This is a genomic window from Pseudomonas sp. JZ114 (assembly GCF_051027705.1).
Classification (GTDB): Bacteria; Pseudomonadota; Gammaproteobacteria; order Pseudomonadales; family Pseudomonadaceae; genus Chryseomonas; species Chryseomonas luteola.
In genome coordinates this window covers 172,096-191,104 of the sequence record NZ_CP069257.1, presented here as the reverse complement: position 1 = coordinate 191,104, position 19,009 = coordinate 172,096, and the positions used below count along the sequence as shown (strand labels likewise).

Here is a 19,009-nt window from a genome sequence, read left to right as displayed (position 1 = left end):
TGCCCATGGACCACCCCATCAACCGACTCGATGAAACGTTCGCTACGTGCGGACAGCTACAGCTCGATGACTTGCCTGGCATCGCTCAGCAAGGCTACCGCAGCATCATCTGCAATCGACCGGATCATGAAGGTGGACCAGAACAGCCTCTTAGCGAACAACTTCGGCGCCATGCCGAAGCATTGGGCTTGAGCTTTGTCTATCTCCCTGTCATACCCAGCACCCTTCATGAGGGACAGGCCCAGCAGTTACAGGCGTTACTCAGCACGCTCCCCCATCCGATTCTGGCGTTCTGTCGCACAGGTAACCGCTCTACTCAGCTGTACCGAATGGCGTGCGAGAACGAAGCGGCAAGTAGCCAATACGACGTCGTCATCATGGGCGGTGGGTCAGCTGGTATCGGCGTCGCTGCCAGCCTGCTGCGCCGTGCCCCTGAGCTGAAACTCGCCGTGGTCGAGCCCAGCGATCATCATTACTATCAGCCCGCCTGGACGCTTGTAGGGGGTGGAGCCTACGACGCAGCGGACACGGTTCGCCCGATGGCCAGCGTCATGCCGCACGGTGTCACTTGGATTCAGGCATCGGTCAGCGCGTTCGCCCCGGAGCGCCAGAGCGTGCTGCTCAGCAACGGTAAGCAACTGGGTTATCAGCAACTGATCATCTGTCCCGGTCTGCAACTGGCGTGGGAGCGCATCACTGGGCTGGAAGACACGCTGGGCCAACATGGTGTGACGTCCAATTACCGGTATGACCTGGCCCCTTACACCTGGGAGCTGGTCCGAAACCTGAGGCATGGGAAGGCGCTATTCACTCAACCGGGGATGCCGATCAAATGTGCCGGTGCGCCCCAAAAAGCCATGTACCTATCCTGCGATCACTGGCTGCGACAAGGGGTGCTGAAGAACATCCAGGTCGAATTCAACCTGGCAGGCGCAGCGCTGTTTGGCGTACCGGCCTTTGTCCCACCTCTGATGGCGTATGTAGAGAAATATCAGGCATCACTGGCTTTTCAGTCCAATCTGGTCGCTGTCGACGGCCCTGGCAAAACCGCCTGGTTCGAAGTTACCGCCGATGACGGTAGCGTGAGCCGTCAAGCCAAAGCGTTCGACCTGCTGCATGTGGTGCCACCGCAACAGGCACCTGATGTAGTTCGGCGTAGTACGCTGGCCGATGCGGCGGGCTGGCTTGAGGTCGATCCGGCCACCCTTCAGCATCCTCGTCATCCAGACATATTTGCCTTGGGTGATGTGTGCGGTACCAGCAACGCCAAGACGGCGGCAGCGGCACGCAAGCAGATCGTAGTCGTAGCAGAAAATCTGCTGGCCTTGCGCAAGGGGCACCCCCTGCCAAGCCGATATGATGGTTACGGCTCCTGCCCACTTACCGTCGAAAAAGGCAAGGTGATCCTGGCCGAGTTTGGTTATGGTGGAAAGCTTTTGCCGACCTTTCCCTTTGATCCCAAAGTGCCGCGTAAATCCGCCTGGTTGCTGAAGGCCAGCGTACTGCCCCGCTTCTACTGGAACGGCATGCTCAAGGGCCGCGAGTGGCTTACCCGCTGCGCCCAGAATTAAGGGAACCCGCTTCGTGCTGCTGGCCTCTCTTCTCGGAATCGGTATCGGCCTTGTGTTAGGCCTGACAGGCGCAGGCGGAGGTATCCTGGCGATCCCGGCATTGACGCTTGGTCTGGGCTGGGCCCTCTCTCAGGCTGCTCCCGTTGCGCTGCTTGCAATCGGCACCGCGGCGACCCTGGGTGCGGTGGACGGGCTGCGCAAAGGTCTGGTGCGATATCGGGCGGCGCTACTCATGGCCGCGTTGGGACTTTGCTTTTCGCCACTTGGAAGTCAGCTGGCGCATCACTTACCCAATCGTACCCTCATGCTTTGCTTCTGCCTGATCATGTTGTTTGTTGCCATCCGCATGCTGCTTCAGAGTCGGGCTACGGTAGATCAAGCCTGTACGACTCACGGCCCGCTTCAAAAAAATTGCATGCTGGATCCAACGACCGGACGCCTGCATTGGAATGGCCGATGCCTGGCTACGCTTTCGATCATCGGAAGCCTGTCGGGCATGTTGACCGGTATGCTCGGTGTGGGGGGCGGCTTTCTGATCGTCCCGGCCTTGCGCCAATGCAGCGATATCCGCATGCAGGGCATCGTGGCCACTTCGCTGATGATGGTGGCGCTGATTTCCCTGGGTACCGCAGCCGGTGCGCTTTATCGCGGCGTCACGCTTGGCTTGCAGGCAGAGCTTTTCATAGGTGCCACGCTTGTAGGCATGCTTGCCGGGCGCCTGCTGTGCAAGCATTTACCGGCCCACCTCTTGCAGCGGTCGTTTGCGGTGCTTTGCCTGGGTGTCTGCGTTTACCTGTTCATGACTGTTTTCTAATCAGCTCCGATTAATCTGGTCCTTTAACCGCAAGAGAGGATTCAGTCGATCAAACTGATCTGGGTTTCAGACAGACCCTTACTACCGTAAGACCACGGGAACGCTTAGTACAGCAGACGACTATTTTAGCCAGCACACTTCCACGCTTCACCCATCATTGAGAGCAATAGTTGGCACCAGTAGGATCGATTTCACGCATAGTAGGCGTGTGCGATTCAATGACCTCATCGAAACCAACCACCCCATCGAAGAGGTCATTATCATGAAATACGCCATTGCTACTGCCCTGCTTGCCTCAGCCTTCGCTACCGGCGCGTTTGCTGCAGACTCTCGTTCAGCACAGGACAATATTCCGGTGGAACAGTATCACTACGGCATGAAGATTGATGTCGCCAAAGTCATTTCGATCGAAAAGGCCGACACGAACGACCTCAACAACGCCGAACCTGCCACCATGGTGTATCAGGATCATCAAGGCAACGTGCATAAATTGCAGTACCTGGAAAGCGTTGAACGGCAAAATACGAATGGTTGATACGACCAGTACAAAGCCCCGGCCACGCGGGGCTTTGAGACTTGGCCTGCACCAGCAGCACTCCTTGCTCCCGACTAAGCGCAACGTCCTTATCACACCTTCAGAGCAGATTTCCAGGCGGCTCTGACCTCCCGATCCGGCCATCGGACATCCGATGCTCATCCGCATGGCCTAGCGCTGCGCCCCTTGCGAGTACACACCGCAGCACGATCAACTTGACAGACCTCCCTACCACACCAAAGATTACACAGCGCGTAATCGATTTACGATTTCGACTGATATTTTGATTGATCTCCAGAACTGCCTTTCTCTGGCCGCTAGTTGATCCGCGCGCCCATTTTGCCTGCACAAATAAAAACAAAAGGTATTGGCAATGCAGAACCAAATAACCAGCTTTCGCGATGCTCTCGATTCACATCCCGTATCACGCTATCAATGGCAGATACTGGCGTTGCTGGCGCTCTTGCTCATCAGTGACGGTTATGACGCTCAGCTACTAGGCTACGTGGTGCCATCTATCGCCCAGGAATGGGGACTGGAGAAATCGGCCTTTGGACCGGTCTTCAGTGCAAACCTGATCGGCCTGACCGTTGGCTCTCTGCTCGTTACACCACTTGCGGACCGCGTAGGTATCCGGCGAGTGCTCATGAGCTGCGTTCTGCTGTATGCCTGCCTTACCTTCGTCACCGTCTATATCGACTCGTTGCAGGGACTGGCGATACTGCGCTTTTTTTGTGGCCTGGGGATGGGCGGCGCTATGCCCAGCGCAATGGCACTGATGTCGGACTACTCACCACCCAGGTTGCGTACCCTAATGGTCACATTGGCCGCCTGTGGGTTCTCGTTTGGCGGCGCAGCGGGCGGCTTCGTAGCAGTGGCGTTCATGGATCGTTTCGGCTGGCATGCCGTATTTGTCATAGGAAGTGTAGCCCCGCTGCTGCTCTTACCTTTCCTGCTCATGCTGCTACCTGAGTCTCTGCCACGTCTGCTAAGGGATGCCCCGCCCTACGCCCGGCTGACCGCTGTCACGTCCCGCATGGTTGCCGGTTGGCAGCCGCCAGCACCAACCGTTGACAGTCAACAGGAGCCTGCCTCTGCCATAGCCGTGGTGGATCTCTTTCGCAACGGATACGCGAGACCTACCCTGTTTCTCTGGGCGACGTTTTTTGTCAGCCTGATCCTGCTTTATTTCATGATCAGCTGGTTGCCCTCTCTCCTTCAGGAAAGCGGTATGCAGCGAAACTCGGCAAACCTTGCCACGTCGATGTTTTTGTTTGCCGGTACATTGGGTGCCATGCTCCTGGCATACTTCATGGACCGGGTGGCCAGCAAGGTTCGCTTGCTGAGCTGTATCCTGGCGGGCGCAGCCGCATTTACCGTGCTGCTTGGGCTGACACATCAGTATCAGGCCCTGCTGTTGGTGTTTGTATTTGCCGCAGGCTTTTGCACCATAGGCGGTCAACTGACCTTGAATGCCTTCGCAAGCAATTTCTACCCCGCGCAGGTACGCGCAACTGGCGCAGGTTGGGCGCTGGGCATTGGCCGCTTTGGCTCGATTCTCGGGCCTCTCCTAGGTAGTCTGCTGCTCGGCCTGCATTTGCCAGCCCAAACCATCATTGTGCTGGCTGCTATTCCAGCTATCCTGGCCGCCCTGCTGATTCTCAACGTTAAAACCCCCTCACACAACGCGACGCCCATTAGGCAACATGACCATGGTTCCTCCCTCGGGCCCTTCCAGCGCTCCAGGGATCAACCGCCGGCGCTCAAAGGTGAGGCGCGTCTGTAATCGATCACCTCAAGGTTCCGCTGGGCAGACGACCAACGTCCTGCCCCGCCTGACTTCAGAAAGGCCTTCTCCCCTCCATCCTTGAGTAAAAATCAAAAGTATTCTGAGGATTAAGGGCTTATTCAGATGATATCAACCGATCACACTGAGCTCCGAACCTTTTGCCTGGACGCAGCCGTGTCCCTCCAATCCTTTCGGAGAGCCCGTTATGAGTATTCCTTCCTTTGGCCTTGGTACCTTCCGCCTCACAGGACAGACCGTCATCAACTCGGTACGCCACGCTCTTGACTTGGGCTATCGTGCAATCGATACCGCACAGATCTACAACAACGAAGCAGACATTGGGCAAGCGATTGCCGAAAGCGGTATCGCACGCGACCAACTCTTTATCACGACGAAAATCTGGGTAGACCACTACGCCAAAGACAAACTGATTCCCAGCCTGCAGGAAAGCTTGAAAAAACTCCGGACCGACTTCGTGGATCTGACGTTGATCCACTGGCCCGCCCCGGGTAATGGTGTGGGGCTACCCGAATTTATGGAAGCACTGGCCCAGGCGCAGCACCAGGGCCTGACACGCCAGATCGGTATCTCCAACTTCAACATCGAACTGACCCGACAAGCCATCGACATTGCTGGTACGGATGCCATCGCCACCAACCAGATTGAACTTAGCCCTTACCTGCAGAACCGTAAGCTTGTTCAATATTTGCAGGAGCAGAATATTCCAGTGACCTCCTATATGACTCTGGCCTACGGGAAGGTACTCAAGGACCCTGTCATTAATGCCATTGCCCATAAGCATCAGGCAACGCCAGCGCAGGTTACCCTCTCTTGGGCGTTACAGCAGGGATATGCAGTCATCCCTTCCTCGACCAAGTTAGAGAATCTGGCCAGCAATCTGTTAGCCCAAGAGCTGCGTCTGGATCAGGAGGACATGGCAAAAATCGCCTTACTTGAGCGAAACGCTCGTGAAGTCAGCCCTGAAGGGCTTGCACCCGCTTGGGATTAATCACCTGCATGACCGTAACGTACGGTACTCTTCGAATGCCGTTCTATTGTCTTCAGGCCGTATGCTGACCTGCCCTGTTTCTTTCATGCTAGGAGAATCGCTGTGACCAACGCCTATGCTTCGATCAAGATCGATGTGGATGCTGATCAGATATGGCAACTTATGGGAGGCTTCGGCTCCCTGCCTGACTGGCTGCCGTTTGTAGTCGAAAGTCAGCTGAGTGAAGGGGGTCGGGTCCGACATCTGAAGGATATCGAAGGTAACGTCATCATTGAGCGGCTGTTAAGCTTTAACGAGGCTGAAAAAAGCTACCGCTACACCATCATCGAAGGACCTGCCCCGATCAAGGATTACGACTCTACGCTGCGTGTACTCACGGATGTATCAGGAAAGAGCGCCAAGGTTGAATGGTTCTGTACCTTTACAGCGACCCATATCAGCCAGGCGGAGGCTGAAAGTCTATTCACGCAGTTCTACCAAGATGGGTTGACGGCGCTCAAGCAGGCAGTCGAGGCTCGGTAGCCGCTTGAAAACATAAAAGCAACGATACGCCTGCTTTTGCAACCTCACGGCGGCCCTTCGAGGCCTGCCGTGATAAACCTGAACGGCCCGCTACTCCGCTTCGCTGAACTGCATTTCCGGCGGTTGAGTACGAAACCCGTGCGTGAGTTTGCCTAGGTAGATAACTCCGAGTGCGAGCCAGCTCAGCCCTAATAGAATGGCCATCGAGTCCAGGCTGATCATGAGGTAGAGATCTGCGCTGAGCCCCAGCAACGGGCAGATGAGAAACAACAGGATTTGACGTATACCGCGCTGAGTCGCACCAAGATAAAAGTGAAAGATTACTGCAAGGTTCACCAGGCTGAACGCTAGAAATGCGCCGAAGTTGATGAACGAGGTCGATGTCGCTACATCCAGCTTCAATGCTAGTAACGCAACAACGCCACACAGGGCGAGATTGTTGACTGGCGTACCGAAGCGCCTTGAAAGCTGACCGAAAAACGACTGGGGAAGCACACCGTCACGGCCCATGGCAAACAGTAGCCGTGAGACGCTGGCCTGCGCAGCCATACCAGACGTGAACTGCCCCACAATCAGCCCCATCAGAAACAGCGAAACAAAGATATCGCCGCCAATGTTACGGGCAATCTCATAAGCTGCAGAGTCGACATTGGCGAACGCCATGCCTGGGTGTACCCGCTGGACCCAATAAGATGCCAGGATAAACACCAGTCCGCCGACTAGAGTAACCAGCAGGATTGCCTTGGGTATCGTACGCTCCGCATTCCGGGTTTCCTCCGTCAGGGTACTTACGGCATCGAATCCAAGAAACGAATAGCAGGCTATTGCCGCGCCGCTCATGATCAGCGGCCACTGCAAATGACCGTCCGTAAACGGTGCCAGCGTGAACAACGGCTCGCCAGAGCCCTGTACATAATGGACGCACAGCACCACAAAGGCAGCCAGTACCAGGAATTGAACCAGCATCAAGGCTGTATTAATCGTACTGGCGAGCTTGAGCCCCACTACGTTGATCACCGTAGTAAGTGCGATGAAGCCCAATACCCAAACCGCTTGAGGGACAGCGGGAAATGCGGAACTCAGGTAGGCAGCGCCAATCAGCCAGATCGCCATAGGCAGAAACAGGTAGTCCAGAAGAACCGCCCAGCCGGCGATAAAGCCCAGCTTGGGGCTTATAGCCTTGCGTACATAGGTATACGCGGAACCTGAAACCGGAAACGCCGCCGCCATGCGACCATAACTGATGGCGGTAAACAACATGGCAACCAGCGCTACCAGGTAGGCGGAGGGCACATGCCCACCTGTGTTCTGGGCAAGAATTCCAAACGTGCCGAGCACAATGATGGGCGTCATGTAAGCGATGCCGAACAGCATCACCGCCCCTAACGAAAGGGTGCGTTGCAGATGGGCCATGAACAACTCCGTATAGTGATTGTTGATACCGCGCTTACGCGGTCGGGTGTTGTGGCAGTGCTGAATCAGCAAAAAAGATAATTGTTGTTATACGTTTATTGGCCTAGATAATAAGTTCGCGAATCCCTCCCGGTTGCTCGATCAGCTCTCCCGGCAAACTCAGGCGACGGTCATTGAGATACCGATAATCCTTGCGCACCGCCTGAAGCTGGCTCAGGTCCAGCGATGCGCTCAAGTGCGCCTCTTCCCGACCGGCCTCGACCAGCATGTTTCCAAAGGGATCGACTACCGCACTGCCTCCTGCAAAGGTGAGGTCGCCATCGCCTTCACCCACGCGGTTCACCATCACGGCAAACGCCTGATTTTCGATTGCGCGGGCCATGATCGCGGCTCGGTGTACAGGCCCATAAGGGTCCATGTTGCCGTTGGTTACGATAATGAGCTGTGCACCCAGTTGCGCCAGCGCGCGGGCGGTTTCGGGAAACTCGATGTCATAGCAGATCAGCAGACCGACCCGAACACCGTTCCACAGACAGGTCGCAAAGCGGTCACCAGGCGATAGCACTCCCTGATCCGACGACCACAAGTGCGTCTTCCGGTAACTCAGCGCAATTTCATTCGGGGTAATCAGAAGCGTGGTGTTGTAATAACGCTCGCCATCCGCTTCAGCAAAGCCGATGGCGACCGAGACCTGTCTGGCATGCGCAGCCTGACGAACCCGACTAATCGTCGGGCCATCAATGGGCTCGGCGACATCTGCCACGTTTTCATGGGTTGGAAAACCGCTGAGGTGCGTTTCTGGAAACACAATAAGCTGTGTATCCGGTGCACAGGCTTCGATAGCCGCCAATGCCGTCTGCAGGTTGTAAGCCTTGTCGCCATCACGGCCAGCCACCTGGGCCAGTTCAATCTTCATGAATGCTCCTTGATACATCAGCCGTATCGAACACATTGGTTTGGCAGTATGGTGCCCACGGTTTGGCATGATAATCACGCCGGTGGGTTAACCCTTTTGAGGTAGGCATGGGTATGGAACTAAAGGATATCGCCTGGCATCAGTCGGTTGGTCAACTGATTGATGCGCTCGATGCCCCCAACTTCTGGATCAGGCTGGTACGATTACTGGCGCGCTATCTGCCCTTCGACAGCTGGGTAGCACTGCTTTTCAGTGCTGGCAGGCCCATTGTACTGGCAGAAAGTCCGACCAGTGATGGTGGGCCTGATCCGCTGTTTCAGGACTACATCAACGGCCTGTATCTTCTGGACCCGTTCTACATCGCCTCTCGTGAGCGAGCCCACAATGGCCTGGTTCGGCTTGACGACGTCGCACCAGAATGTTTTGAGCAAACCGATTATTATCGTCTGTACTTTCGGTTGAACGTGGTCGCTGACGAAATCCAGATCAACTGCCAGATCGATGCTGATCAGACGCTTTGCCTGTCCCTTGGCTCGCGCCAGCGTTTCAAACCTGACCAGATAGCCCTGCTCGGTCTTATTCAACCCTGGATAATGGGTCTTATGCGTCAGCGCCTACGCTTCGAACAAGGCGCCACTACGCCCTCTGTTCCAGCGTGGCAACACCGGCTGGAGACAACCAGCCAACGCAGCGAAATGCCATTGACCAGCCGTGAGATGGACGTTGCACGCCTCGTACTGAGTGGCTGCTCCGGCAAGGAAATTGCGCGGAAGCTGGATATTTCTGTCGAGACCGTCAAGGTCCATCGAAAACACATCTATACCAAGCTCAACATCAAATCCCAATCCGAGCTGTTCGCGGTGTTCTTTCAAATCAACTGATGTATACCGGCTGGGTAGCTACCGTGCTGGTAATGCTGAGCCTCATAAACAACCGACAGGAATTACGACAGACGTCGTAATTCTGGAGACCTGTACGTATTCTCCACCCAAGGTTACTCCCAAGCAGAATTGCTATTGATATATGCCCTCGGCGCTTTTAACCGCCGAAGTCGTATCAGCCTGAATAGAGTTTTTGCAGAGGGTATTAGGGGTAAATAAACGTAAGCAGGAGGATTGATTGTACTCAGCCGAGCACGTGACCGGCTCGTTTCGCCCTGCTCCGGTCTGCTTCAATCAACGGTGTGCCAAAGGGCTCTGGCATGCCTCAGACAGCTCACTCTTTTTTCTAGTTATTTTCCTCAAGAAAACCAACGCTATACCGATAGCCTTCTAATGAAAGCCTCCAACTGGCAAACCATGAGACGCCAGGAAGGCACTGCACTCGGGTTGAAGTTTCCGGGCGCACATTCTCATTAGAGGCATTCAGGTCTTGGAAAGGCCTGCTCGAACAGAAGGTATAACGACACATGTCCACCTCAGCACTGGCGCTGATGTTTGTCAGCTGCATCCTTTTATTTTTATTCATGGCCTATGTGGACCAGGTTGCAGACCGTTATCAACTGGATAAGGCTCGTCTGCGAGCAGACCTGAATGACCGGATTTACCGTATCGGCACCTTGTCGGAAACCTTTCCAGCCCAGTTCATGACACCTGAACTCAAACAGCTTCTAGTCAGACTAGAACTCAACCTTATTCAGCGCATCGGCCGCCTGGAAAAACCTACCGAAGCCCTGACGGAGCGCGAGTCTCTCCTGCAGGAGCAGGAAAAACTCGGTCTGGACATTTCGATCGAGAATCAACCATGCCCTCTGTCAAGCGAGGCGGCCTTCAAAGAGGTGAGCTCTCAGCTGGAAACCCTTAATAGTCAGGTTCACCGCGCCGTACAGGATGGCCTGCTTACCAAGGCGGATGCTTCCGGCTGGTTCAAGTCAGTCAGATATTGGCTTGCGCTCAGCAATATCGAAATGTTCGATAACATGGCCACCCAAGCGCTTGAGTCAGACCAGCCCCGCCTGGCAAAGCGCGCTTATGAACGTGGCCTTCAATATATTCGCAACCAATCTGATCAAATGGCGTTTCAAGCCCAGCGCGAAGTTTTTGAGAGCGGTATAGAGACCGCTGAGAATGCCATCGAGAAACAGACCCAGGCCGAACAGCAACTCAAGGCGCCTCCTGTTGAAGAAAAGGCACCTGAGCCTGAAGAGGGCAACGAATGGAAAAAGAAGCCGCTCTACGACAAGAGCGAGGTGTGAGCGTTAGGCCAGATATTCGACACAGTCCGCCTCGCTCGGCAGCGGTACTTCCCACCGGCAGAGCATCCGCTGGATATCCTGATTTCGCAATGACGTGTTTCGCCTGGCGTTACGCTGAAGAATGATCCGCTCCGGCTGCTCAAGATAAACGATTCGTATTGAGGCGTTGTATTGGTAGAGCAAATCCAGGGTCTTCTTGCGCATTTGGCCGGACAGATGCGTTGCGTTCCAGACAAAAGCTTCTTTTTTGCGTAACAGCGCCTTGGCGGTATCCACCGCATAATGAGCGACGGCCCCTTCGTTCTTGCCATGGGCAAGCCCCAGTGCGTCCCGTGCATCATCGTAAGAAACGACCGGCAGCCCTGACAGGTTTTCTGCGACCCATGTGTTCTTGCCACTGGCAGGCAGACCCGCCATGACTACCACATCGGAGCCCTCCTGCTCCCGATAATGACTGAACGCCGGATGAATACGGGCACCGCGAAAATAGCTCATCCGCGTGTAATCATCAGGAAAAGCCTTGGCTGAATACAGGCAGCTTTCTTCCTCCGCCAACTGTTGAAACAACACGATATCGTCCAGTACGTGCTGCTTGTTCGGGTAGATACGCCCTTCCATATCCGCGATGGCCATAGCGATCAACATCCAGAGCGGTAGCTCCCAGGACAGGCGATGTGCCAGAAACTCTGGAGAATGTCCTGAGCGATCACCGCTCAACGCCCAGAACGGCACCTGATGCACACTGATGATTCGGCAAATGGTTTCTCGCAACGAGAATGGCACGCCTGCCTTCCAGAGCAATATGCGGGCATCAATTGAACCACGACGAGAGTGTCCCGGTTGGCCGATACGCCCAGTGACCTCATCTATAACAGTAGTGTCCGGCTTGGCAATGTCGTGCAAAAGTGCCGAGTAGAACAGTACGAAACGCTCTTCAGCACTTGCGCGTTCATAGGCACTTCCACCTACCATGGCTTCAACCACCATACAGGTATGGGTCCAGACATCGCCTTCGCCATGATAGGCAGGCTCCTGCGGCGTACTTGCCAACCGAGTCAGTGCCGGTATTGCTTCTACGCACCCCTTGAAGTCGGGCTGCTGGCCTGGTGCAGCAACCAGGCGCTCAAGTGTTTGAAAATCCATATTCCATTTCTCCTTGTTATTGTTTGTTCAAACATTCCCACGTCACGATAGGTACTGGTGCATAGAGATCAACATCGGGCGCAAGCTCATTGGGAATGTAGGGCTGACGCAAGTGATGCTCATTGGCGTCCAGAATGGTCTGCACGAAGTCTGGCCTAACCCACTTCATCCGTGCGACTGTTTCGCAGGCTGTCTCGACTTTCAGGTAAAGCCCTTCCATCAGATCAGAGGTATCGCATTGAGACCATGCCTTACTCAGGTCTAGCCCTTCACGCCGCACTGTATCTTCGAACCGCTCTCTCCACCGATCGGTTCGGGCCCAGGACTTGCCAACCAGTGCCAGCAGGTCTTTGAGCCTTACAGGCGCAGGACCCTCATACAACACAGGTACAGACAGGACAGGCCCGCCGGCTAACAACACGCGGCGCTCAGCGGTTGACAGAAAGATCTGCCTACGACGATCCCAGATGTCGAACTCGAAAAAGACACCCGGCAACTGATCGTAGAAAACCGAATGCTTCTTGCTCATGACCTCGCCAAACATCACGTAGCGATCTTCAAGTCTCTCAAGCAGAAACAGTTCATGGACGCGTGCCCATTGCTTGAACAGGTTGAACTGCTTCTCCCGTGAGCCCCCGATAAGGTAGTGCCCACGTGACTGAAGCAGGAGTTCGGCATTAGCGGAAAAGCTGATTGCCGCATTAGCGCCATCAAGCTTTTCCTCCACCACGATGAATTGATCTTTCAGCGTGCTTAGCTTTACCTGGTCATGATCGCAGTCACCAGGTTGCAGGCGCGACGACTCCAGGTGAGGCGTTCGCGGGTATTTAAATAATTCATGTAATTGCGCATAGACGCGCGGGTCGAGAGTCATGGTCTTCTCCAATCAAACAGGGAAAACCGACAACGCTCAGGAACGATAGATGACAGCTACGCGCAGACCAACCGCTTACCAGGACCGTTGTCGGATCAGATGTAAAGGTTGATGCAGGGCACTGGCTTCACCACGTTGGAAAGGGGGTCAAACGAAGGGCACGAATTAGGCCCGATTAAAGCTTCGTCTGTCAAACATAAAACCAGCTATTCGTTATGTCCGTCAAATAGTGCAAAAAGCCGCCCGAGGGCGGCTCTTGTATAGCTCACGTTATTTCAGCGGCCCGACGGCAGTACAGCTATTGCTACTTTGTACATGCTTTTGCAGCGTAGTCCATTGGGGGCGATCCTGCCCATTTACGGGCTCAACCGACAGCTTGTAACCGCCCCAACCGGGGCCGGCCGCCCAATAAGTGGCTGGAATGCAGTTTTGCTGCAGGTACGAGAGCAGGTTATCCATCAGCGGCAACCAGCGAGCATCATCATCCGGCACGCCAAACTCGGCGATGTAACCCTTTTTGCCATTCTTCTTTAACCAATCCACGAATGGCTTTGCACGATTCACACCCAACATTGCATTGAGCTGGCTAGTATCTTCCGGGCTATAAGTACCACTCCCATCCTTGTCCAGATAGACGTGCGCTGCAAAGATAATGTTATTGGCCGAGTCCTTGAGGCTGAGCAGACTGTCATTGTAATAGGGCCATAGCGATGCGTTGGACCAGGCATTACCTTCCACAATCACCGGGTGAGTATGATCCACTGTTCGTACGCCATCGATTCCGGACTGGGCAGCCTTGAGCCAGTAATTATCCATGTCATGCGGCTTGGCCATGATGTCATACCCATACAGGGCAGGATGGCTGGCCCAGCGGTAAGCAATTCGGTACATCAGGTCCCAGAAATGGGTGTAGGTAACCTGCCCCGCCCCAATGATATTGCCGTTGTAGCGCCCATTGTTATGCACATCCAGGATAACCTTGATGTTGTATTTCTGGGCCAGGTTCATAGTGGTCTGGATCAAGCCAACCTGGTTGGGATTAAGCATTGTGCTGAGCTTAGGCTGTATGCGCTCCCATAAAATAGGAAAGCGGATCAGACGGATCCCTTTCTGATTCCACTGCTTGAAATCCGCCTCTGTGGGATACAGGTAGTCAACACCGTTTTTGCCGGGTACGACGTGTGGAGCAAACGCTGCGCCTGACAAATTCAAGCCGACCAGATCTATCCCGCTGCGTGTGATAGGCGTTACCGGTTGCACGACAGGTTTCGCCGGTTGGCTAGGCGTAGCAGGCTGTGCAGGTGCAGGTGCAGGAGTCGCTGGTTTTGCTGGCATGGCAGGTGTAGCAGGTGCAGTCACGGGTTGACTCGGTGTAGCAGGTGTTGTCGTAACAGGCTTACTCGGCGCAGGAGTGGCAGGCTTTGATGGAGTAGCAGGCTGCGTAGGTACTGCCGGCTGAGCCGGTTTAGCGGGTTGGCTTGGTGCTGTTGCGTCAGTACCGTTTATAGGTCCAAACGCAGTACATCTGGTGTTATTGACGTACTTTTTGAGAGTTGGCCATTGAGGACGCTCAACACCATTTATAGGCTCCACAGACATAAAATAGTTACCCCAGCCCGGACCTGCCGCCCAATAGGTGGCCGGAATACAATTCTGCGCCAGATATGCCAGCATGTTATCCATGATGGTATTCCAGCGAGAGTCATTGTCCGGGATGCCAAACTCACCGATGTAGCCTTTCTTGCCGTGCTTCTTTAGCCATTCGATAAAGGGCTTGACTCGCTCAACGCCATACATGGGGTCAAGCTTGCTGACGTCAACGGACTCGTAATTGCCGCCCGCATTGTTATCAAAGTAGGTGTGCGCAGAAAAGATAAGGTTATTTGAAGGATCCTTGAGATCGAGCAACGTATTATTCCACTGCTCCCAGCGCGTAGCCTCGGCCCACCCGTTGCCTTCGACAATAATGGGGCGAACGGTATCAACCGCACGTACACCATTGATGCCGTATTGAGCTGCCGTGTTCCAATAGTTCAGCGCACCATTAGGCTCATTCATGATGTCGTAGGCATAAAGCGACTTCTGGCTGCTCCAACGCTGCGCGATCTTTGTCATGATCTCCTGATATCGCGCATAAGGCACACCGCTTGTTCCAATGATCTGGCCGCGATATCGAGCATAGTTATGAAGGTCCAGAATGATCTTTACGTTATGCTTTTCTGCATAGCTGAACGTGCTATCGATCAATTGCACATACTTAGCGTCCAGCGCACCGCCAAGCGTAGGCTGCAGCCGCTCCCAGATAATTGGGAAGCGCACCAGTTTTATGCCCTTCTCACTCCACTGCTTGAAGTACGATTCTGTCGGAAATATATAGTTGGTTCCGTTGATGCCGGGCAGCACGTGTGATGCGAAGCCAGCCCCAGACAAGTTCAGCCCCACCAGGTCGACCGATGCCACAGCCGAAGACGAAACCAGTAACGCCGCCAATGGTAGCGCGCATTGCCTCATTACTTTGAAAGCCAGACTACGGGAACGCCTGCTTGAGCTTTTCATGAATTCCCCAATAAACCTAAAGTGTCATTTCTGAAGTGCGCACTTAACGGCCGAACCTAAAAGGCTCGTATCAAGACTGTTATCGTTTTGGTCTTCAGGCAGAACTAACTACCTTGCTTGGTGGCCGAGCGTGGCTGTACTACCGGGGGATTGAGAAAAGCGTGCCACTCAAAAAGCAGTGAAATCAATATCAATATGACACTATTGTTTTTCGTCAATACATATAAAATATATTTAAAATCAATAACTTATAAAAATTTTTCTCTGTATTAAACAGCTGTTTGTGAAACAGTTGTTTTAGGTTTTTCCAAAGAAACACGAATTACTTTCGACAACGTTCACAAAATTTAGGGGTAGAGAAAGCAGTTTTAAAAAATTCATAAAATTTACACGTTTACCAAGCATGAAAGAGTTGACAAAATGCTGTTGGCCAAGCGTAACGGTTTGGGACCAGCAGTGACATTTTTTGTCACAAGGGTCGTGCCTTGAAGACAAATCAGCCTAAGCTGAAGGCGGTCTACCAGAGTCAACGCGTATTGAGACTACTCAGCTAGCGGCGTGCAACAATGCCAAAAAAGGGTGACTCAACATCTGATACGATTTTTTATTAAGAATCTGAATCTGTTTTGCGCACGCCTAGAGCCCTACTGTAGCCACATGGGTAATGCCGGTAGAGAGCTGCTCTAGCAAACACATCCATTCGCTACGATGCCTGTCTCAATGCTTACCCTTCCCTGCTATCGCAAGAGGTTTCAATCATGAGCGACGTATTCTTCATGTCACTGTTTGGCTTTCTGGCCTTCGTTCTACTGGGATGGGGGTTTTACGCTGGCGTACAGCTAAACAAAGATAGAAAGGACGTGCAGAAGAACGACCGCTAATGCATAGAAAGGCCATCAGTGTCTCGACGCAACCGCTTTCAATCTTCTGTTTTAAGTCGTAAGCGCTCGTATAGACACCAATACGGTATAGGCATCAACCACCAGCGCTGCAGCGAAAAGCATGAAACGTTACGAGCGACTTGCTGACGAAATTGCGAACCTGATTCGAACCGGTGTACTTAAGGCGGGTGAAAAAGTCCCATCGGTACGTCATGCCAGTCGTACCTACACGGTCAGCCCTTCGACTGTATTTCAGGCTTATTATCTGCTGGAAGATAAAGGGCTGATCATTGCCCGCGCCCGCTCAGGCTATTACGTACGTGAGCATGCCAAGCGCCCGCTGCATGAGCCTGAAATTACTGGTCACAAGGCTGAAACCACTGAGGTGGATGTCAGCGAACTGGTCTTCTCCATCCTGAACTCTATCAAGGACCCTGCGACCACTCCATTTGGGTCTGCCTTTCCCAGTCCACAATTGTTTCCGCTTCCACGCCTTGCCCGCAGCATGACCCACGCATTAAGACACCTTTCAACCCAGGCCGCTATTGCAGACATGACGGCAGGCAGCAATGAGTTGCGCCGTCAAATAGCCCTTCGTTATAGGGTCAACGGTACTCGTCTCCCGCTTGAGGAGTTGGTTATTACCAACGGGGCGATGGAAGCCTTGAACCTATGCCTGCAAAGTGCAACAAGCCCAGGCGACCTGGTTGCAATAGAGGCGCCTGCTTTCTACGCGACGCTTCAGGTATTGGAGCGTCTAAAATTGAAGGCCGTCGAGATCCCCGTTCATCCACGGGAAGGTGTTGATCTTGATGTGCTGGAGCACAGCCTCTCTCATCTTCCTATCAAAGTTTGCTGGCTCATGAGCAGCCTGCAAAATCCTTTGGGCGCCAGCATGAGTTTCGAGAAGAAACAGGCGCTGTACACACTCTTGAAGCAGCATCAGGTTCCATTGATTGAAGACGATGTTTATGCCGAATTGAATTTCTCCAACCAACCGTTACGAGCCGTGAAAAGCTTTGATGATGATGGGCTGGTCATGCATTGCGGTTCGTTTTCGAAATGTCTGGCGCCGGGTTATCGAGTGGGCTGGGTTGCTGGCGGACGCTTCACCGAGGCCATTGATCGCCTCAAGCTCATGACGACCATTTCTCCTTCGGTTCCTGCTGTAGCGGCCATTGCAGACTATCTGCAACATGGTGGCTATGACCGACACCTACGAAAATTGCGCCATGCATTGGAAACCCAGCAGAGCGCCATGCTGGACTCAGCCGCACGGCACTTTCCGAGCGAAACCCGCGTAACCCGCCCAACCGGCGGTTATTTCCTATGGTTTGAATTTCCAGAACGGGTCGATACGCTTCAGTTGCTCCGTATGGCCATCGCTCAGGGTATCAGCCTTGCTCCCGGCCCTATCTTCTCGGCCAGCCAACGGTTTGGAAACTGTGCAAGGCTGAATTATGGCCATCCCTGGACGGCTGAGAGTGAGAAGGCAATGGAAACGCTAGGCTGCATGATCGATACGTTCTAAACAACCCAGCGTCCTTTATCCCACTCTTAGCCTCTGCCTGCTGCAACTGAAAGTTCAACTGCAACAGGCCAATCAGGCCAGGCGTTAGCAATGTAACTGGTCGGGCATTAATTCCATTTCAGGACGGCTTTAACGGTGATTCCCTGCTTGGAATCTTCAAATGCCTGATTGATGTCCTTGAAATCATAAAACCTGACCAGCCTGTCGAACGGAAAGCGACCTGCCTTGTAGTATTCGATCAGCTTGGGAATAAAGAGGCGTGGCACGGCATCACCTTCAATCACACCCATCATGGTCTTTCCTTCCGCCATGATCTCGTTATGAACATCAATAGTCATCTCGGGGGTTACGCCTACAATCGCCGCTTGCCCTAGTGGCCGCAGCGCCTGCAGGCATTGGCGAACAACCGGCGGAACCCCTGTAGTTTCAACCGCGTGGTGCGTACCGCCCAAAGAGACAGCCTTGATTTCCCTGACCACATCAACCTGACTACCGTTGAACACATGCGTAGCACCCAGCTCCTTGGCTAGCTGAAGACGGCTATCATGCACATCGACCGCAAAAATCTGAGCACACCCTGCAATCTTTGCTGCCATAATCGCGCTCAACCCCACAGCACCACAGCCGTAAACGGCAAGGCTATCCCCAAACCCAGGGCGAAGGCGGTTAAATACCGTTCCGCTCCCCGTCTGAATACCGCAACCCAGCGGCCCTAATAACGCGAGGTCCACTTCCTTATCCACCTTGACGACATTACGTGCGCTGGCAATCACGTAGGTGCCAAAGGATGATTGACCAAAAAAGGAAGAGAGCTCGGTATCTCCCTGGCGAAGCCGACAGGTATGGTCCTCCATGCGGCCGCCAAAATTGAGATCGTTAAAGACCCTGCACACCGTAGGATGCCCGGTCAGGCAATTTTCGCATTTACCGCAGTGCGCAAACGACAGGACCACATGATCGCCTATCTCCAGATCACGAACATTACGGCCTACCTGCTCGACAATGCCCGCGCCCTCATGACCAAGGATTACAGGATAAGGCGACAGCCCAAGATCACGCGCGACGGCGTCGGTGTGGCAAACCCCTGTCGCAACGATCCGAATCAGCACTTCGTTAGTGGCAGGGCCTGATAGCGTAACCTCCTCAAGACTAAAAGGCTGTCCTTTGGAGTGCGTAACCGCGGCCATTATTTTCATTGTGGGGCTCCTGGCAAATGTCTGAGCAGAGACGGCTCGCTCAAAGAATAAAAGTGGCGCAAAAC

General features: G+C 53.8%; 16 protein-coding genes. 10 read left to right on the top strand and 6 right to left on the bottom strand.

Annotated elements, in window-relative coordinates; genetic code table 11:
* The first annotated feature begins 5 nt into the window (after positions 1-5).
* From JQR90_RS20355 to JQR90_RS20330, 6 genes are all read left to right on the top strand, one after another.
* Positions 6-1,571, top strand: coding sequence for a bifunctional protein tyrosine phosphatase family protein/NAD(P)/FAD-dependent oxidoreductase (locus tag JQR90_RS20355; RefSeq protein WP_010799014.1), 1,566 nt, complete (start codon positions 6-8; stop codon positions 1,569-1,571).
* A 13-nt stretch (positions 1,572-1,584) separates the two neighbouring features.
* Positions 1,585-2,385 (top strand): sulfite exporter TauE/SafE family protein, encoded by an 801-nt coding sequence (locus JQR90_RS20350; protein WP_010799013.1) that lies wholly within the window; start codon positions 1,585-1,587, stop codon positions 2,383-2,385.
* A gap of 208 nt (positions 2,386-2,593) precedes the next feature.
* Complete coding sequence (locus JQR90_RS20345; RefSeq protein WP_286955760.1) at positions 2,594-2,920, top strand: DUF2790 domain-containing protein; 327 nt, start codon at positions 2,594-2,596, stop codon at positions 2,918-2,920.
* A gap of 373 nt (positions 2,921-3,293) precedes the next feature.
* Entirely contained in the window at positions 3,294-4,706 is a 1,413-nt protein-coding gene (locus tag JQR90_RS20340; protein ID WP_010799011.1) for an MFS transporter, read from the top strand.
* A 208-nt stretch (positions 4,707-4,914) separates the two neighbouring features.
* Entirely contained in the window at positions 4,915-5,718 is an 804-nt protein-coding gene (gene dkgB / locus JQR90_RS20335) for a 2,5-didehydrogluconate reductase DkgB (RefSeq protein WP_010799010.1), read from the top strand.
* Between the two features lie 102 nt (positions 5,719-5,820).
* Positions 5,821-6,240: an SRPBCC family protein gene (locus JQR90_RS20330; RefSeq protein ID WP_010799009.1), complete on the top strand. Its 420-nt coding sequence runs from the start codon at positions 5,821-5,823 to the stop codon at positions 6,238-6,240.
* A 90-nt stretch (positions 6,241-6,330) separates the two neighbouring features.
* Here the strand turns inward: JQR90_RS20330 and JQR90_RS20325 are convergent, their stop codons facing one another.
* Positions 6,331-7,653 carry an APC family permease gene (locus tag JQR90_RS20325; RefSeq protein ID WP_010799008.1) on the bottom strand — a complete coding sequence of 441 codons (1,323 nt, stop codon included), beginning with the start codon at positions 7,651-7,653 and terminating at the stop codon, positions 6,331-6,333.
* Between the two features lie 103 nt (positions 7,654-7,756).
* Positions 7,757-8,569 (bottom strand): carbon-nitrogen hydrolase family protein, encoded by an 813-nt coding sequence (locus JQR90_RS20320; protein ID WP_010799007.1) that lies wholly within the window; start codon positions 8,567-8,569, stop codon positions 7,757-7,759.
* Between the two features lie 107 nt (positions 8,570-8,676).
* Between JQR90_RS20320 and JQR90_RS20315 the strand changes: the two genes are divergently transcribed.
* On the top strand, positions 8,677-9,450 hold the full coding sequence (locus tag JQR90_RS20315) for a helix-turn-helix transcriptional regulator (RefSeq protein WP_010799006.1): 774 nt from the start codon (positions 8,677-8,679) through the stop codon (positions 9,448-9,450).
* 527 nt (positions 9,451-9,977) lie between these two features.
* The gene (locus JQR90_RS20310) at positions 9,978-10,763 is read left to right on the top strand and encodes a hypothetical protein (RefSeq protein WP_073449945.1); all 786 of its coding nucleotides are present in this window, start codon (positions 9,978-9,980) and stop codon (positions 10,761-10,763) included.
* A gap of 3 nt (positions 10,764-10,766) precedes the next feature.
* Here JQR90_RS20310 and JQR90_RS20305 read toward each other — a convergent pair whose 3' ends face one another.
* The 3 genes from JQR90_RS20305 to JQR90_RS20295 all read right to left on the bottom strand — a co-directional run bounded on the left by JQR90_RS20305 (position 10,767) and on the right by JQR90_RS20295 (position 15,336).
* On the bottom strand, positions 10,767-11,906 hold the full coding sequence (locus tag JQR90_RS20305) for an AAA family ATPase (RefSeq protein ID WP_010799004.1): 1,140 nt from the start codon (positions 11,904-11,906) through the stop codon (positions 10,767-10,769).
* 16 nt (positions 11,907-11,922) lie between these two features.
* A complete protein-coding gene (locus JQR90_RS20300; RefSeq protein ID WP_010799003.1) occupies positions 11,923-12,780 on the bottom strand; it encodes an RNA ligase family protein in 858 nt (285 codons plus the stop codon).
* Positions 12,781-13,050: 270 nt separating this feature from the next.
* Positions 13,051-15,336 (bottom strand): cellulase family glycosylhydrolase, encoded by a 2,286-nt coding sequence (locus tag JQR90_RS20295; protein WP_434140936.1) that lies wholly within the window; start codon positions 15,334-15,336, stop codon positions 13,051-13,053.
* Positions 15,337-16,094: 758 nt separating this feature from the next.
* Here JQR90_RS20295 and JQR90_RS20290 point away from each other — a divergent pair.
* The gene (locus JQR90_RS20290; RefSeq protein ID WP_010799001.1) at positions 16,095-16,217 is read left to right on the top strand and encodes a hypothetical protein; all 123 of its coding nucleotides are present in this window, start codon (positions 16,095-16,097) and stop codon (positions 16,215-16,217) included.
* A gap of 121 nt (positions 16,218-16,338) precedes the next feature.
* Positions 16,339-17,748 carry a GntR family transcriptional regulator MpaR gene (gene mapR / locus JQR90_RS20285; protein WP_434140934.1) on the top strand — a complete coding sequence of 470 codons (1,410 nt, stop codon included), beginning with the start codon at positions 16,339-16,341 and terminating at the stop codon, positions 17,746-17,748.
* A gap of 107 nt (positions 17,749-17,855) precedes the next feature.
* Here the strand turns inward: mapR and JQR90_RS20280 are convergent, their stop codons facing one another.
* Positions 17,856-18,944, bottom strand: coding sequence for an NAD(P)-dependent alcohol dehydrogenase (locus JQR90_RS20280; protein ID WP_010798999.1), 1,089 nt, complete (start codon positions 18,942-18,944; stop codon positions 17,856-17,858).
* Between the last annotated feature and the right edge of the window lie 65 nt (positions 18,945-19,009).

Coding starts and splice junctions, on each gene's coding strand:
- JQR90_RS20355 (WP_010799014.1), top strand. CDS start 6: ATGGACCACCCCATCAACCGACTCGATGAAACGTTCGCTACGTGCGGA.
- JQR90_RS20340 (WP_010799011.1), top strand. CDS start 3,294: ATGCAGAACCAAATAACCAGCTTTCGCGATGCTCTCGATTCACATCCC.
- dkgB (WP_010799010.1), top strand. CDS start 4,915: ATGAGTATTCCTTCCTTTGGCCTTGGTACCTTCCGCCTCACAGGACAG.
- JQR90_RS20325 (WP_010799008.1), bottom strand. CDS start 7,653: ATGGCCCATCTGCAACGCACCCTTTCGTTAGGGGCGGTGATGCTGTTC.
- JQR90_RS20320 (WP_010799007.1), bottom strand. CDS start 8,569: ATGAAGATTGAACTGGCCCAGGTGGCTGGCCGTGATGGCGACAAGGCT.
- JQR90_RS20315 (WP_010799006.1), top strand. CDS start 8,677: ATGGGTATGGAACTAAAGGATATCGCCTGGCATCAGTCGGTTGGTCAA.
- JQR90_RS20310 (WP_073449945.1), top strand. CDS start 9,978: ATGTCCACCTCAGCACTGGCGCTGATGTTTGTCAGCTGCATCCTTTTA.
- JQR90_RS20305 (WP_010799004.1), bottom strand. CDS start 11,906: ATGGATTTTCAAACACTTGAGCGCCTGGTTGCTGCACCAGGCCAGCAG.
- JQR90_RS20300 (WP_010799003.1), bottom strand. CDS start 12,780: ATGACTCTCGACCCGCGCGTCTATGCGCAATTACATGAATTATTTAAA.
- JQR90_RS20295 (WP_434140936.1), bottom strand. CDS start 15,336: ATGAAAAGCTCAAGCAGGCGTTCCCGTAGTCTGGCTTTCAAAGTAATG.
- JQR90_RS20290 (WP_010799001.1), top strand. CDS start 16,095: ATGAGCGACGTATTCTTCATGTCACTGTTTGGCTTTCTGGCCTTCGTT.
- mapR (WP_434140934.1), top strand. CDS start 16,339: ATGAAACGTTACGAGCGACTTGCTGACGAAATTGCGAACCTGATTCGA.
- JQR90_RS20280 (WP_010798999.1), bottom strand. CDS start 18,944: ATGAAAATAATGGCCGCGGTTACGCACTCCAAAGGACAGCCTTTTAGT.